At 43.2% G+C, this 16,064-nt stretch carries 16 protein-coding genes; 12 read left to right on the top strand and 4 right to left on the bottom strand.

The genetic code is table 11. The annotated features are described in order from the left end of the window. Positions 1–4: 4 nt before the first annotated feature. Both LEP1GSC058_RS12185 and LEP1GSC058_RS12180 read left to right on the top strand, forming a co-directional pair. The gene (locus LEP1GSC058_RS12185) at positions 5–838 is read left to right on the top strand and encodes a hypothetical protein (RefSeq protein ID WP_016550831.1); all 834 of its coding nucleotides are present in this window, start codon (positions 5–7) and stop codon (positions 836–838) included. A gap of 4 nt (positions 839–842) precedes the next feature. After that, positions 843–1,607, top strand: a complete 765-nt coding sequence (locus tag LEP1GSC058_RS12180; RefSeq protein WP_016549406.1) for a glycerophosphodiester phosphodiesterase family protein — start codon at positions 843–845, stop codon at positions 1,605–1,607. Here LEP1GSC058_RS12180 and LEP1GSC058_RS12175 read toward each other — a convergent pair. After that, positions 1,600–2,274, bottom strand: coding sequence for a hypothetical protein (locus LEP1GSC058_RS12175; protein WP_232224688.1), 675 nt, complete (start codon positions 2,272–2,274; stop codon positions 1,600–1,602). The two genes, LEP1GSC058_RS12180 and LEP1GSC058_RS12175, sit on opposite strands and share 8 nt — an antisense overlap. 657 nt (positions 2,275–2,931) lie before the next feature. Between LEP1GSC058_RS12175 and LEP1GSC058_RS12170 the strand changes: the two genes are divergently transcribed. The 4 genes from LEP1GSC058_RS12170 (at position 2,932) to LEP1GSC058_RS12155 (ending at position 5,787) form a co-directional block, all read left to right on the top strand. Next, complete coding sequence (locus LEP1GSC058_RS12170; protein WP_010415576.1) at positions 2,932–3,216, top strand: LIC10235 family protein; 285 nt, start codon at positions 2,932–2,934, stop codon at positions 3,214–3,216. 43 nt (positions 3,217–3,259) lie between these two features. Further along, positions 3,260–3,829: a tetratricopeptide repeat protein gene (locus tag LEP1GSC058_RS12165; protein ID WP_232224687.1), complete on the top strand. Its 570-nt coding sequence runs from the start codon at positions 3,260–3,262 to the stop codon at positions 3,827–3,829. Between the two features lie 97 nt (positions 3,830–3,926). Next, positions 3,927–5,147, top strand: coding sequence for a Crp/Fnr family transcriptional regulator (locus LEP1GSC058_RS12160; RefSeq protein WP_016549974.1), 1,221 nt, complete (start codon positions 3,927–3,929; stop codon positions 5,145–5,147). Positions 5,148–5,160: 13 nt separating this feature from the next. Continuing rightward, positions 5,161–5,787 carry a DNA-3-methyladenine glycosylase family protein gene (locus LEP1GSC058_RS12155; protein WP_016550948.1) on the top strand — a complete coding sequence of 209 codons (627 nt, stop codon included), beginning with the start codon at positions 5,161–5,163 and terminating at the stop codon, positions 5,785–5,787. A gap of 20 nt (positions 5,788–5,807) precedes the next feature. Here LEP1GSC058_RS12155 and gmd read toward each other — a convergent pair whose 3' ends face one another. Both gmd and LEP1GSC058_RS12145 read right to left on the bottom strand, forming a co-directional pair. After that, positions 5,808–6,830, bottom strand: a complete 1,023-nt coding sequence (gene gmd, locus LEP1GSC058_RS12150) for a GDP-mannose 4,6-dehydratase (protein WP_016550229.1) — start codon at positions 6,828–6,830, stop codon at positions 5,808–5,810. A gap of 43 nt (positions 6,831–6,873) precedes the next feature. After that, positions 6,874–8,238, bottom strand: coding sequence for an MATE family efflux transporter (locus LEP1GSC058_RS12145; protein ID WP_016549486.1), 1,365 nt, complete (start codon positions 8,236–8,238; stop codon positions 6,874–6,876). A gap of 99 nt (positions 8,239–8,337) precedes the next feature. Between LEP1GSC058_RS12145 and LEP1GSC058_RS12140 the strand changes: the two genes are divergently transcribed. The 5 genes from LEP1GSC058_RS12140 to LEP1GSC058_RS12120 all read left to right on the top strand — a co-directional run bounded on the left by LEP1GSC058_RS12140 (position 8,338) and on the right by LEP1GSC058_RS12120 (position 13,898). Continuing rightward, positions 8,338–9,666 (top strand): amidohydrolase family protein, encoded by a 1,329-nt coding sequence (locus tag LEP1GSC058_RS12140; RefSeq protein ID WP_016549975.1) that lies wholly within the window; start codon positions 8,338–8,340, stop codon positions 9,664–9,666. Positions 9,667–9,681: 15 nt separating this feature from the next. Beyond that, complete coding sequence (locus LEP1GSC058_RS12135; protein WP_016550956.1) at positions 9,682–10,482, top strand: hypothetical protein; 801 nt, start codon at positions 9,682–9,684, stop codon at positions 10,480–10,482. Between the two features lie 31 nt (positions 10,483–10,513). Continuing rightward, the gene (locus LEP1GSC058_RS12130; RefSeq protein WP_039948349.1) at positions 10,514–12,304 is read left to right on the top strand and encodes a TrkH family potassium uptake protein; all 1,791 of its coding nucleotides are present in this window, start codon (positions 10,514–10,516) and stop codon (positions 12,302–12,304) included. A gap of 15 nt (positions 12,305–12,319) precedes the next feature. Further along, positions 12,320–13,003 (top strand): potassium channel family protein, encoded by a 684-nt coding sequence (locus LEP1GSC058_RS12125; protein WP_016549507.1) that lies wholly within the window; start codon positions 12,320–12,322, stop codon positions 13,001–13,003. A gap of 163 nt (positions 13,004–13,166) precedes the next feature. After that, positions 13,167–13,898 (top strand): hypothetical protein, encoded by a 732-nt coding sequence (locus LEP1GSC058_RS12120; protein WP_016549366.1) that lies wholly within the window; start codon positions 13,167–13,169, stop codon positions 13,896–13,898. On the opposite strand, the gene LEP1GSC058_RS12115 is transcribed toward LEP1GSC058_RS12120, so the two are convergent. Beyond that, a complete protein-coding gene (locus LEP1GSC058_RS12115) occupies positions 13,895–14,863 on the bottom strand; it encodes an aldo/keto reductase (protein WP_016550246.1) in 969 nt (322 codons plus the stop codon). The two genes, LEP1GSC058_RS12120 and LEP1GSC058_RS12115, sit on opposite strands and share 4 nt — an antisense overlap. A 325-nt stretch (positions 14,864–15,188) precedes the next feature. Here LEP1GSC058_RS12115 and LEP1GSC058_RS12105 point away from each other — a divergent pair, with 325 nt between their 5' ends. Continuing rightward, positions 15,189–16,052, top strand: a complete 864-nt coding sequence (locus LEP1GSC058_RS12105) for a prohibitin family protein (protein ID WP_016550718.1) — start codon at positions 15,189–15,191, stop codon at positions 16,050–16,052. The last annotated feature ends 12 nt before the right edge of the window (positions 16,053–16,064 follow it).

Below are 16,064 nucleotides of genomic sequence, written 5' to 3'. Positions count from 1 at the left end.
CGGGATGCCCGAATTTCGAAGAAAACGCACCCTTTGTTGCTCTATCATTCTTCTTATTTGCCTAGGGCTTCCTTTCTCCCTATTGGCGGAAGATTCCGTCATAATTCCGGAAACTCCCCCTTCTTCAGACTCTGAAACGAAAGAGTCGCCGGCTAAGCCGAATCCGGTAAACGCTTCTCCACCTGCGGAAAAATCGCGGGGTCCGGAGCAAGTTGAAATACGTGAAAAATTTAAAAATCAGATCGGTGGATTCGGTTTTGATAGATTTTTTTCGTTTCAATACACTCGTCTGTTGAATCCTCAATGGGCGATTGGAGCGATGGGTTATACGAATACCAATGTAAATCGATTCGATAATGAGATGGTCATGTCGCTATACTTTCAACCGCCCGTTTTTTACGGAAGATTGAGTGATACCGAAACTAAATATTGGGGGGGCTCGGTTTTTATTCAGAGATATGTACTGGATTCTCCTTTCTTCGTGGCTCTTCATTTGGGTCGGGAGCATAGAAAAAAACAGGAATCGATTCTTTATTGGGAAACTCTCGGCGGCACCTATCATTATGAAAAGGATACATATAATTGGGGACCGCAAAGCTACGCCGGTTTAGGATTAGGATTTCGATATCAAGCGATGAACGGCATCTTTTTCGGATGGGAAGGAATTTGGAATTGGTATTTGCCGTACAAAAATTCTTATCAAGTATCCGATTTATTTTATTCGGATCATCAAGCGACTCTCGCGGATTTATTATATAGAACTTATGCACTTCAGAATCGGTACACTCATCCGGGTGCTAATTTTGCCTTAAATTTAGTGGTCGGTTTCGCCTTTTGATTTTATGGGAAAGCCTTTTGAAATTCCATGCCCGTGGGTAATCGCGCATCGAGGTTTCAGCGGCGAATATCCCGAAAATACGATGCTGGCTTTCCGCAAAGCGGTGGAAGTCGACGCCGATTGGATAGAACTAGATGTTACTCTTTCCGCCGATCGTGAGGTCGTAGTCATACACGATGATACCTTGGATCGAACTACAAATATGCGCGGACCGGTGCGAGATACTTCTTTTGAACGGATTAGCAAAGCCGACGCAGGTGGATGGAAAAGCATTCAATTTCTCGGCGAGCCGATTCCGAAGATTTGGGATGTCTGGGATTTCGTACTGAGTACAAAGTTAGGTTTGAATATCGAAATTAAAACGAGCGCTTATGAACCTGAGCCGAAAGAAATGCCGATAGAAGATAGCTTGATTCGATTCGCCTTAGATAAAAAGGCTCTGGATAAAACTTTATTCTCCTCCTTTTGCTGGGACTCTTTAGTAAGAATAAGGGAACTGTCCACGGACGCAAAACTCGGTATTTTAATCGGAGAAGAGACCCCTCATTGGGAGGAAGCTTTGGACTTAGCGTTTCGATTGAACGCGTTTAGTTTAAATTTATCGTTTCATATCGCCCAAAAAGAAATCGTATCAAAAATTCAAGAGCAAGGATTCAAAGTGTTGGTTTACACTCTGAACACCGAAGAAGAGTTAAAGAATGGCCTGGGCGCCGGGGTTGATGGAATTTTTACTAACTACCCTACGAGAATGAGATCGCTCATCAGTTAACTTCCACTCGAGCGAATTGGTCCAATTCGATATGCCATTTTTCAACAATTTTAAAAAGTACCGTAATCACTTGCGGACTCGGTGCATCGTAACGATCCGCTGCAAACGAATCGGTTTCCTTAAAGCCGGGAATTTTACGTAAACTGTCCCCATCGGCTCGAAACCGAAAAATTTCAAATTCTTCCGTTCCCCGTTCTTCCCCGTTTTTAATGAAGAACGGTTTTATTAGGCTCATTCGAAATTTCCCGAAGGAGATTCCTTCAAGAGATTGAAGGAATCTGTAACTTTGCAGGGCTAATTCCAATTTCATTCTCGCGGCGTATTGTTCCGACTCCAAAAAAGTCAGCGCGGAAGTTCCGCCGAATCCGAGATATACCTCGTATTTGGAAGGGATCGATCCCGGAATCGGAGTGATTTCCACTTCCTTTAAACGGTCGCCGAACAAAGCCCAGGCAACGCCTCTGATTTTTTCGACTTCCTGTAAATTGTTTTCGGCTAACACCTTTTGAACCTTCTCTTTTGGAGACGGTTTGCAGTTATTAACTACCGTTAAAGCAAATGTAAATATAAGAATAAGAGAATAAACCTTTTTGGAATTGAAAGAGCGGAATCCACTCATAAACGAAAGCCTCCAATTAGGAGAATGCGTCCCTACAATATGACTCATTTTCCTTTAAAAATCTACTCGAAAGATCTTTTTTTCCGATTTTATCCGGTTCAGGACAATCTTTTATGTGAAAGTTTTTTGGTCTATTAGACATTGAAAGTATTCCACTTTCATATTTTCCCCCGAAGCCGCAGTTTTAAATCGCCCTAATTTTAACAAGGACCGGTTTTACTAACAACGATAAAAACGCGCTTAAAACGGACGAATACGGATGATGAAGTAAATTTAGCATAAAAATGATAAACATTCCGGCGAAAGATACACGCGTGAATCTTCGATTTCGTTTAAATTCATTCTTAAAAGAGAGTAAGTATCAATAAGTATAAAAAACTAGGCCGGATTGATATTTATCGGATTTATACGTTAGCATGTTGCACAAGTCCTCCGTTATATGAACGTATACAGGAAATAAATTTCCATAAATGACGAGAATTACGGGAAATAGTCTTAACGTTGCCTTCTTTCATTTTTTACGGTATTCCGTTAACCAACATTCGTTAGTCGACATTGCCTCTGTTCGGCGACGTAGAGAGAGCTTTTAACATTTCTATCATCGGAAAATTATTTATTAAAAAAATAACTTCGCGTTATGCGAAAAATTAAAAACACTTTACTACTTTTGTAAGAATGTAACTGTTGTTACGTCAGTTAACGTTTATGAAGCCAAAGAAAGTTACCAACGATGATCTTGAAAAGATTGTCGCAGGGGTAAAGACCCAAGCAGTCGAAGCAATCGGGAATTACCTATATAAAGGATTCCGGATTCAAGTTAGTAAGTATAACTTATCGGGGGCAGAGCGGGTCCAACTCCTCTACCAAAGACGGAGGAAAGAAGGGCTTTGCATCGTTTGCGGAACAAAGGTGGCAAAGAAAAACCCTTCTACCGGGCGACTATATCGCCTCTGCGAATTCCACCGAAAAAAAATAGATAAAAAAAAGTAATTCATAAAATCCGGAAAACGACTGATAATCATAGTGAAGGCCTTTGAGTCTCGGATGGGTACCTTTGTTTTCCGGATTTTATTTCAAAGATCGTTTTAAACGATTCACTGTTGCAGTTTTTCTATCATTATTAATCCCAGCGTCCGTTTTCCCTCAGGGCGGAAATCCTGCGAAAGATTCGGTTCCACCTGATTCAGATTTGTTACTCAGGATTGCGGAAGAGTCCTTCAAAGACCGAAAATTCTACCAATCCATCGAAAGTTTGAGAAGTTTTCTAGTACTCTATCCCGGAAATTCAAAAAGGACCAAAGTCCTACTTTTATTACGAGACTGCTTTCTAAAGCTGGATCGCCCCGAAAAAGCTCTGGAAGTTAGCCTAAACCTCTATAAAATGGAGCCTACGGGCGAGTTCGGATTGGAATCCTACTTGGAAGCCGGACGCCTACTCGCGAAGATGGGAGAAATTGACCAAGCGAAGGAAGTATTTTCGTCCATTTGCAGGCAGTCATATTCTCGGGTGATGGCCGAAAAGGCAGCCCTGGAATTTTCCGGTTTGGATGTTCTTTCCGACGTGGAGCCTTCATCCGAGGCGGATTCTTGTCGGGAAAAATAGGGGAACTCGAGGATTTCGGTCCTAAATCTCCGGTTAAAAGCCGATACTAGTTTATAGTTGAACTCCGGCGGCGGAATTTTTTAATCACTGGTAAAGTATGTCCAACGGCTTCTTTCAAATCGTGAATTTCCCGAAAGGGTCCTATGTCATTGTCGAAGGTAAGAAAGAAGCTCATAACTTCTTCATTATCCGGCAGGGAAAGGTGCGTGTCGCCCGCGAGAACCAGGTGGTCGGCGAGGACCCGAATCAATTGCTCGGCCCGGGGGATTTCTTCGGCGTCGTTGCTGCAATGAGTCAACATGCCCAGATCGAGTCGGCAATCGCATTAACCGACGTTTCTTTAATTCAAGTCAGCTACGATCAATTCGGGACACTGATCCAAAAAAACACCCCGGTTGCGATGAAAATCATCCGGTATTTCTCGATGAAACTCCGGCAATTCGATTCAACGATTACCCGCCTTTCTTTTCGTTCGGCGGTTGAAGAAGATCCGAATCAACTCTTTGCAATCGGCGAATATTATTTTAATCAAAAGAATAATCTTCATGCCGCTTACGCATTTCAAAAGTATCTGCAATATTTACCCAACGGACAATTTGCGACTCAGGCAAAACTAAAGCTTCAGACGATGAATCAACCGGTCGCTTCCGCGGCCATTGATTATACGAAATTTAACCGTTCCTATTCGGACAACGAAATGATTTTCTGCGAGCACGAACCGGGAAGAGAGTTATACATCATTCAACATGGTAGAGTGAAGATCACGAAAATCGTGGATTCGAACGAAGTTCTCCTAGCGGTTTTGCAAAGCGGGGATATTTTCGGAGAGATGGCTTTACTGGATAATAAACCTCGATCCGCTTCCGCAATCGCATGGGGAGAAGAAATCCAATTACTTGCCATTAATAAAGCGAACTTCGAGGGAATGGTAAAAGCTCAGCCTCAGCTTGCGACTCGATTGATTACTTTATTATCCGAGCGAATTTGGACGGCTTACAAACAGCTAGCTAACTTACTTATTACCGATCCGCAAGGTAGGATAGCCGATACGCTTCTTACTCTCGCGGAAAAAAATAGAGTCAAGGTCGTTCCGAAAGCAAATTATAACTTTGAAATCGGAACGAAGGATTTACTTAAAATGATAGGTTTAGCCTATCCTAAAGACGAGAATCTGGTTCTTGATCTGATATCGAAGAATAAATTCATAAAACTTGATCAAGGAAAACTTTCCTGCACCGATCTTGTAGAGTTGGAAAAATTGGTTCAGATCTTCCGTAAAAAATCCCAAATGGATATGAAGCTCAAAAAACGAGCCTAACGATCGAGATCAAATGGAGCGTGAAGTAAGACTCCGCAAGGCGGAAAGCTGGCTTCGAAGAAAAGATCCGGTCTTGCGTAAGCTGATATCTAAAGTCGGACCTTGCACATTGAAAATGGTCGGGTCCCCCTATCACGTCCTAATTAAATCGGTAATCAGCCAGCAACTTTCCGTTAAAGCGGCAGCGACGATGGAGAACCGAGTAATCGAAAGATTCGGAAGCCGTAAGCGTTTTCCGGAACCGAATCTTTTACTCGGATTGAGAACAGAACAATTACGATCCGCAGGGCTTTCCTTTGCGAAGGCCGATACTGTGAAGCGAATTGCATCCGCCTACGAGTCCGGAGAAATTTCGGATCGGAAACTTAGAAAGCTCGAAGACGAGAAAGTTCTCGAATTTCTTTGTTCCATTAAAGGAGTGGGCCCTTGGACCGCGGAAATGGTTTTAATGTTTGCGTTGGATCGTTGGGATCATTTTTCTTTGAATGATCTCATTCTTCGCAAATCGATAGAAAGACATTTTGGAATTCATAGAGATTCCAAAAAAGAGATACTTTCGTTCGCCGGCAGGTTTTCTCCCTACCGCACGATTTTTTCCTGGTATTTATGGCGAGACGCCGACGGCGGAGAAGGCTGGTGAAATCGCCGAACCGTTTCTACTTAAATCTGGATGCCGAATGCTTTGCAATCGGACTTGATCATGATTTCGACTAACTCTTTGAATTTTACTTTCGGTTCCCATCCGAGTTTCTTTCTGGCTTTTTCCGGATTACCTATCAGCAATTCGACTTCCGCAGGACGATAGAAGTTCGGGTCCACTTGAACGAGAAGCTTTCCGTCTTTCTTGTCATATCCTTTTTCCTGATCTCCGGATCCTTTCCACTCGACTTGTATATTTAAATGTTTGAAAGATTCTTCCACGAATTCCCGGACAGTATGCATTTCGTTAGTTGCTACTACGTAATCATCCGGCTCGGGTTGTTGTAACATCATCCACATCATTTCCACATAATCTTTCGCAAATCCCCAATCGCGTTTTGCATCGAGGTTTCCGAGTCGGATCGGACCGCTTTTACCTGAAAGCAACCCGGCCACACCAAGCGTGATTTTACGAGTAACGAAACCTTCCCCCCTACGAGGCGATTCGTGATTAAACAGAATTCCGTTGGAAGCGTGCAATCCGAACGCTTCCCGATAGTTTACTACCGCCCAGTACGCGTATAATTTTGCCACCGCATAGGGAGATCGAGGATAGAACGGAGTTTTCTCGTCTTGAGGAATCGCCTGAACTTTTCCATAAAGCTCCGAGGTGGACGCTTGGTAGAATCGGGATTTAACACCAGTTTGCTTAATCGCATCAAGGATTCTTAAAGTTCCGACTGCATCCACTTCCGCCGTGTATTCGGGAACTTCGAAAGACACACCGACATGGGACTGGGCAGCTAAATTATAAATTTCTTCGGGTTGAACCTTCTCTAAAACCCGATTTAAGTTACTGGAATCCGTCAAATCCCCGTAATGCAGGAACAGCTGCGGATTTCCGCGCAAATGCTCGATACGATCCCGATTCAATGAGCTGGATCGGCGCACGATCCCATGGACTTCATAGTCTTTGCTTAGGAGAAGTTCTGTTAAGTAGGATCCGTCTTGTCCGGTAATGCCGGTAATTAGCGCCTTTTTCATTCTGGAACCAAAAAAACCGGTTTTGTTTTCCAGGCAAGAACGTTTAGACCGTTCCCTTCACCCATTTTTTCCTTCTAAATTCGAGTACAAAGGTTCCGGAGAGCGTTGCAATCCAGATAAATATGGCGGCCCAAATTCCCAAGGTTCCCCCTTTGAAATAAATCCCGAATAAGTAAGCGCAAGGGAGCATTATTAGGTACGTCACCAACATGTAAATACGGAAGACATGGGCCTGTAATCCGGCACCGCGAAGTGCGGCCCCTATGACCATATGATAAGCGTCTCCGATCTGGATTACTCCTAGGAGGACTAATGCCGGATAGCATTCTTCAACTAATTCCATATCTCGAGTGTAAATATTTAGAATGTTTCTTCCAAAAATGATGAAAGCCAGACCGACTAATCCCATTACGTGCGCTGAAAAGAAAGCGGATCGGAAAGCCGCGTGATATGCCAGTTTATACTTTCTTGCTCCCATTGCTTGACCCAGTAAAGTTGTGGCTGCAACTCCGAAAGCATAACCCGGAAGAAAAGCCATACTTAATGTAGAAAACAAAATATTGGATGCTGCAACCGATACGATCGAAATCATTCCTTGGAATTTAACAAAGATCATAAAGGCGACGTTGACGAATCCTTCCTCTAATCCCGGTGGGATTCCTACTCGAAAAATTTCAAGTAGATGTGCCCGAGTAGGAATCGCTCGAATACCTTTAAAATATCGATTCGCTTTGTATCTAAATAGAAAGAAAGGGAAAACGAGTAATCCGGCTAAACCCGCTAGAGAGGAAGCTAGTCCGGCTCCTGCGATTCCCATTGCGGGAGCTCCACAATTTCCGTATATGAAAATCCAGTTCAAAAGAATATTAGAAAGTGTTGTTACTGCCATCGAAACGAAGCCCGCGGTCGTAAATCCTAGGCCGTCCATGAATCCCCTAAAACAAAAACCGATGAAGTAAAAACCGCTACCTAAGAATCGATACGTTAAGTAACTTTCTCCTAAGAGGCTCACCGCTTTATCGGCGCCGATCAAATTCATAAGAGGTGAAGAGATGAGCGGTCCTAACGCGGTGATCACCGCGCCTAAAAATAGAGAAAAATACAGAGTGGTAATTCCTATCTTCCCGATTTCATTTGATCTGCCTTCTCCGAATCTTCTCGCTACGATAATCTGAATTCCCATGGAGAAACCGATGAGAAATGCAACAAGAGTGTAATAGCTGATTCCGCCCATTCCGATCGCGGCCAAAGCTTCTTTGCCTAAATAACCTACCATGATCGAATCCGTGGACCAAACCACCGTCTGACTGATCATCGCCAAAACGACAGGAACGGCTAAGAATAGAATGGAAGTGTTGAGTCGACTGAATCTATAAGTTCTACGTATCTTTTTTAAAAAGGTGTCCAATCAATTTCCAGCTTCATTGCGGGAAGCCTCGTAACCAGCATTTTTTCTTCGAAAAACGGTTTCTTCTTCGCATCGAGCTGTCACAGTGGTATTACGTTTATGCAAATCATGGGAACCGGGATAAAAACGGAATTCGCCGACCTTCATAATCATCTCTATGGAAGTATACGCCCTGAATTATTATGGGAAATGGGGAAGAAAAATCCGAATCCTCGCTGGGAAATATTTCTTCGTCCGTTTGAGGAATTGTACGGAAAGAGAATTCAACCGTCGACCTTCTTCGAAGACTACGGGGATCCTGAATTGTTTCGAAGACTTTATCTTTTTAATCACAAAGGTCCTTTCCCGGAATTCCAAGCCAAGTTTAACCTCATCATCGCTCTCTCAAAATTCGATGCGACTGAAATCCGATTCATAGCAAAGCAAATCACCCTAGCTCAATACCAGGAAGGCGTCACATTCGGAGAATATCGGATTATGTATGCTCCGAATGAAACCGACGAGAATGTCGCCGCAAAGACGACGGCCGCATGCGAAGGATTTGCCGAAGCCGAATCGGAATTGAGCGGCCTCGCGCAATCTAGGTTGGTTATTTCCCTTCATCGAGACGGGGATTTTTTTCGTGAATATGAAATCATAAAAGGTCTTATGGAAAAGGATTCCTTGATTCGAAAATACGTAGTCGCTTTAGATTTTTGTTATATAGAAGAGGGATTTCCGCCTAAGGGTAAAAGGGATTTTTTCCTACAAGTCAATAATGATAATAAATCCGAACCTTCTACGGCTCTGGCCATTCTGTATCATGTGGGAGAATCGTTTCAGGATAAGAGTTTAATCTCCGCGGTTAGGTGGGTGCTTCAGTCCGCCGAATGGGGAGCTCATCGTTTAGGCCATGCGATCGCTTTGGGTGTGAATCCGGACGGTTATCGGGGAGAAAATTTTGTCGAAACGGCAGCCGAAAGAAGAGACACGCTGGAATTTTTATACGAAAGATGGGAAGAGATTTCAAAGTTCGGAGAACTTCCCAATAGAAATAGAATAGGCGCCGAATTGGATTCGATCCGACATAAGGAAAGGATAGAAATTCCGGCTACCGAAACGTCCTTGTCGGAAACGAGGGCTTTTCAAAACTATTGTATGGACAAGATTTTCGAAACCGACGCAGTGATCGAGTCTTGTCCTAGTTCTAACGAGTATATCGGAATGGTTCGAGAGATAGGTCATCATCCGCTTTTACGGTTTGTAGAAACCGGACTCAAAGTTACGATATCCACCGACGACCCTGGTATTTTCGGTACGGAGATTCGGAAAGAGTATACCAAGGCGGAGCAAATGGGTCTTCCTAAAGAATTGCTCGAAAAGATTCGCAAGAATTCTTTTTCGTATACGTCCGAGATTTTGTCCGGAAGACAAGAACTTTCTAAGTAAAGGCTTAGAGATCGAATGAAAGTTTACGGAATTTTTCTTCATTTAACGGCTACGATTTCGAGCCGACTTTTTGCTTCCGGGCTTATCGTATTTTTTTCGAGTTATTCCATTATCGGCCAAGTTCAAAGCGATTTTTCCGATCCGTACGATTATAATTTAAGGAATTATCAGGACGAAAAATCGCCGGATGGATTTCAAGAATATGCTATTCCGCCGAAATTCGATAAACCGATTTTGGTAAATCCGAAAAACGCGCAAATCCCGTTTCAGAACGCGCTTCCGACCTCGACGGGAGCCCAAGGAACTCGCAGAACCACAAATCCGACTCAGACTAGGCAAGATGACGGACTATTCAATCCGATAACCGGAGAAGTGAATATCGAAGCCTTGGAACGGCAACAGACGCAAGAACGGGATAGAAAAAAGAAGTTAACTGATTTCGGGAAAGAAAGAGAACCGTACACGGAAACTAGACTTCGAAGATTCTCCATCATCTTTTTTATGACACTGCCGCTCGCGGGCGGCTTATCTTACGGTGCATTAAGTTTTTTTAAACCTGGATATGAAAAGACGTTACCGGGAGGATGGATCGTATTCGGTGTGGGAGCGACCCTTGCTTTTGCCAATGCTTGGTCGGATTTAAACGAATATGATAGAATGAAATTGGAGAATCAGCCGGAAAGCCCGACCCCGAATCCGACTGTTCCGGATAGACTTTCAGAAACGATTCATCCGACAGCGTTTCCAGGATTGGGGCCATTCACTCGCAATTCTGAAAATAGATTCGAGATGGATTTACTTAGAGCGAATTTCTAGGTCAAACAATTTGGATCTATTTCCTCCATTCATGCCTTCTAAGGAAAAATGGTTTTCCTTTTGGGGAGAGTTGTCCCTTTTTTTTGAAAAATCAATCAGACCTTTCCTAAGAATTTTATTCGCTTTAACAGGTTTGCTATCTTTAGTTCTTCTAATATTACTTTACGGGTTCTATTATCCGAAGGAGTGGGTGCATCCGCTTCGCTTATTAACGACTTTCGCCGTTTGGTATCTGGTTCTATACGAAATTTTAGGTTTTGTTTTTACGCTTCATCCCTACAAAATTTATCTCTCCACACATAAACTGGAGGCGGGCGTTATACTTCTTGTAGTTCTTCAGTTCTATTTCGAAAAAGAAATCGAATCTTTGTTCGTCGCCTATAAACCGAAAGCAGAGGAAGCGGTTCTGTTATTTTTGTCGATCAGTCAACTGACCTTACTCTTTAGCGGCCTCGCGCATTTCCTTAGAAGAGCAAAAGTATCTCTTGGAAGAGTTTCTCCTTCCTTAATTATGACGTCAAGTTTCGCATTTCTCATCCTTCTCGGGACCGCATCGTTATCCTTGCCTCGAGCTCAAGCGATTGAAACTCCTTTGGTCGATTTATTTTTTACCGCAGTCAGCGCCGTTTGCGTAACGGGCTTAAGTACGATCGATGTTAGCTCTCAATTGACCGGAACCGGTCAAGTAATTCTGGTTTCTCTCATCCAATTAGGCGGACTCGGTTTAATGACTTTGACGGTATTTTTTTCGCTCGTCCTGGAAGGTCAGGTTTCCGTAACGGAGAAACTTCTAGTCAAGGATTTGTTTAGCCAAGAGACGATCGGAAAAGCGGGCTCGATTCTGAAACAAGTCGCGTATCTTACTTTTTCGATCGAAGCCATCGGGGCATTCTATATCTATTGCGTTTTTCCCAAAGGCGGCTTAATACAGAACGAGAACTTATTTTTTTACAGCATTTTCCATGCCGTTAGTTCTTTTTGCAACGCGGGCTTTTCGCTTTTCCCGAAAGGGCTGGGGCAGGAGTTCCTAAAGGAATCATACGGGATGTTGTCGGGGATTATGGCTCTTATCGTTCTTGGAGGACTTGGGTTCCCGACAGTGAGTCAATTAATCAGGAAAGCATGGTTTTTAAGGAGATTAAATCCAGTTCGCTTAACAGTAGGAACAAAATTGATTCTAATAACTACGGGATTTCTTTTATCGTTCGGCTGGATCTCTTACTGGCTTTTAGAAAGAAATCTCAGCTTGAAGGGATTGCTCTGGTACGATCAGGCGTTTCATTCCTTATTTTATTCCGTCTCCACTCGGACCGCTGGATTTAATACGTTAGATATGACCGAGATGGGTTCTCCTATGATTTTTATCAGTTTGTTTTTAATGTGGGTTGGAGCCTCGCCGAACTCGACGGGCGGAGGAATTAAGACTTCGACTTTTGCCGTTTCCGTTTTACAATTCCATCAATACTTGGTAGGTAAAGATCGCGTGGACGTGTTCGGCAGGACGTTGGCGGACAGTTCGCTTGCGAGAGCATCGGTCGCGATTATTCTTTCCCTATTTGTGATTTTTATCGGAATCTTCGGAATGATCTGCTTTGAAAAGCCGATGCCTTTTTTAGATATTTGTTATGAGGTTGTGTCCGCTTACGGAACGACAGGATTGTCACGAGGAGTAACATCTGAAATAGGAACGATAGGAAAGTTAATATTATGCGCCGTTATGTTCGTGGGAAGGGTCGGGGTTTTAACATTTCTTTTGGCCTTTGTTCCGAAGAGAAAGCCTAGACGATACTGGTATCCAGAAGAATACGTTGTTGTAGGCTGAGGGAAAAGGGATTTAATGAAAAGAAAAAGGATCGCGGTCATCGGATTGGGAGACTTCGGCGTCGAGTTAGTCAAACGGTTGTACGAAGAGGGACAGGAAGTAACCGCAGTCGATCAAGACCATTCCAAGGTGGAAAAAATTAAGGAGTATTGCACGTATGCAGTAGCGATCGATTCTACCGACGAGGCCGAGCTAAGTGAACACGGCATAGACGAGATGGATGCCGTAGTTTTGGCCATCGGAGATAATTTTGAAAACCTCATCGTTACTGCCGATGTTCTTAAAAAAATAAAAGTCGAAAATATTTACGCAAGATATCAATCCGATTTAAACAAGCGAGTCTTGCAAATGTTAGGCATAACGAACCTCTTTAACCCGGAAGAAGAGGCTGCACATTCGATGGCGCAGCAATTGATTTATCGAGGAGTCAAGGGAGTGACTTCACTCGGAGACGAATATCGTATCTTAGAGATCGTTTTACCGAAGCATATGCTCGGGAAAACCTTGTCCGAGTGTAAAATACGGGAAGATTGGAATCTTAACTTGATTACGGTAAAGCGTCCGAAAAAAAATCGAAAGGATTCCGGCTCCGAGGAAATTCTCGGAATTCTCCAACCGCATATGATTCTTAAAGAGAACGATATTCTGGTCCTATTCGGTCTAAATGAAGACCTAGAAAAGCTACTTCACAAGAGGTAGGTAATAATAATCCCCGTTTAAGTAATTTCGTATTTACGAATCGGTTCAATGAAACGAGAAATCGATTATTTAAAACATATTTCCAACGATTTGTTATAAAAAAAGTTTTGAGCCGATTTTGTTTCCATGCGGGTCTTATTCGTCTAACAAGGAAGGCTAGAACATGAGGATTCGATTTTTCCTTCTGTTTATTTACTCAATTTCCTGTTCACCATTGGTCGTGAAATCCGGCGTCGAGGTTAGTCAGTCGCGTCAGATTTCCTTGTACGCAAAAACTTTTGCGTTTCTTCCTTTCGCCGGAGAAGCAAGCCGCATTCAGATCGCGGAACACGAAGATTTAATTAGATTGAAATTCATCGAAAAAGGATTTCGGGAAGTCGAGGTGAATCGAGCCGATCTCTTGATTGCTTACGATATTTTAACCTATCCTAGAGGGACCGTAATTCCAAATTCAATCCCATTAGGGGCGAGCGGAGGTTGGCTGACTCGTAGAGGATTACGTTATCATTCGGATGGAGATACCGTCAGGAGTTCATTCGGCATTCCCTTTTTAGGAGGTTTGGCCGGGGGCTACGGAAGCGCCGGCGGGTATTCCGGCTTTGGGGGTTATTATTTCGGCGGCGGATATGGAGCTTACCAGCGTTCCTATGCTCGAAGCTATTTTGATACGAGCTATTATGATATTATTTTTAAAATGCTTATTTACGACGGACGAGTCTATCGAGGAAAACCGTTTAGCGTCCTATTGGAAGCGAATATAGAAGGTGAAGGGCGTTCTGGATACTTATTCGACGTAGTCCCTTATCTAATCGCAAGTTTCTTTAAGTCGTTCCCCAACTTTAACGGACAAAAAATGGAGACGATTTCCGAATACGAAGTCGGTTTTGAGGATTAGCCCATCGGATACGGAATTTTCTTCGAAACTTCATCAATTTTCTTTAATACATCATCCGATAACAGTAAATCTGCCGCCTTTAGGTTTTCTTCCAATTGCTCGACCGTATTTGCTCCTATGATCGTGGAAGCCACATAATCGTGTTGTTTGGACCAAGCTATCGAAAGTGCCGCCACACTGATCCCCGCTTCTTCGGCGATTTTACTCAACTCGGAGACCGAGGAAAGAGTTCCTTCATTTAAGAATCGATTTGCCATTCGACGCTGTCTTTCGGTGGGAAGCTTCGCATAACGACTAAATCTTGCGTTTTCGGGCGGCGACGGTTGGTTATATTTTCCGGTTAATACTCCGCCGGCTAACGGAGAATAGGGTAATAGGCTAATAGTCTCCCTTCGGCAAATATCGGATAATGCGTCCTCAAAGCGTCGATTTAGAATGCTGAAATTATTCTGTATCGATTCGTATCTCGCCAAAGCATTCTTTTCGGAGACCGAGAGGCTTTTCATAGTTCCCCAGGCAGTTTCGTTGCTACTACCGATGTAGCGAACTTTACCTTCGTCGATTAATTCGGTCAAAGCTGCTAAGGTTTCTTCATATCCGAAATCGTGGTCGGGCCAGTGAGTTTGATATAAATCGATATAATCGGTCCCTAATCTACGAAGACTACCCTCGATCGCGATTTTAATATTTCGTTTATCTAAGGACGTTTTGCCGGAGCGAACAGGTGGTGAAAACCAGCCGTGACCGGGTCCGCAGACTTTGGTCGCGATCAGAATCGATTCCCTTTTTTTCGTTTTTAGCCATTTTCCAAAAATTCGTTCCGTTTCATGTACGTATCGTTCCTCAGGTGGAACCGGATAGACTTCCGCAGTATCATAAAAGTCGATATCCGCGTCAAAGGCTCTATCTAAAATGCGATGGGCTTCCCGCTCTTCGCAACTTGATCCGAATGTCATAGTTCCCATGCAAATTTCGGAAACTACCAAGCCGCTTTTACCGAGTCTTCTTTTTTTCAACGGGATCTCCTACGATCGATTCTATGAGAAATTAGAGGGAATCTACTTAAGAATGAAGATATTGAGTAGCCGTATCTTTCGCAAGAATTTTTGGAATCGCATAAAGAGTGAATTGTTACGGAAACGTTCCGCTAGTTAAGAGGGGTCAAATTGGAAAATGGATTGTAACTGGCAAAGAACCGAACTATAGTCAAGTTCGGTTAAAACGGAAAATTCGGGAAAATCCCGAAGACCCGCGTAAGTAGACAGTTAATTTTATCGGAGAGTTACGAGAATGAAGAAAAGAAATTGGTGGGGTATGTTTTTAATCTTTTCGTTAATGGGCTGTTACGCGACCGTTCCACCGGGTCATGTCGGACTAAGATTCGATCCTTGGAATCGAACCTTAGAAAAAAAATCTCTTCCACCGGGAAATTATCCGATCGGATTTTTTGAACAAGTCATACAATACCCTGTTCAACTTCAGTCTCACACTGAAAAAGTGGAAGTAATTACTCGCGATGATTTGAGGATAGAAGTTATCGCCACGATCATTATTAAACCGATCGTCGAGGAAGTCTTTGAATTGCAGACGAAAATCGGTCGCGACTTTTATAATATGGTCGTGCAACCAGAATTCCGCACATGCATTCGGAACGTGATGACGAGTTATCCGATGATACAAATTTCCAAAAAGACTCCGGACATCGAGAAGGAGATCAAGACCGAAGTCACGAGGCGTATTCAAGGTAAGCATGTCGAAGTCGACGATGTAGTGTTAAGCGATATAAATTACAGCCAGAAAATCTTTCAAGCTATCGAAGAGAAGTTAACGAAAGAACAACAGTTGGAAGCGATGAAATTTCAAATCCGAATCACTCAGAAGGATAATGAAATGGAACGCATGAAAGCAAAGCGAGAGGCGGAAATTCGAATTATAGAAGCCGAAGCGGAAGCTAAGTCCAGCGTAATCAAAGCGAGAGCCACGGCAGAGGCGCAAGAGATGATTAACAGTAAATTGACGACGAAATATATTCAATATAAGGCGTTGGAAAATCCGAATAATAAAATAATCTATTATCCGCTTGGAAAGGATTCATTACCGGTAATCATAAATCCTCAGTTGGGCGGAAAACCGGAACCCAACCGATCGGAATAATTTCGATGGATA

It is taken from the genome of Leptospira fainei serovar Hurstbridge str. BUT 6 (assembly GCF_000306235.2).
Lineage (GTDB): Bacteria > Spirochaetota > Leptospiria > Leptospirales > Leptospiraceae > Leptospira_B > Leptospira_B fainei.
The sequence above is the reverse complement of the archived record's forward strand: the minus strand, read 5'-3'. Positions and strand labels throughout refer to the sequence as shown.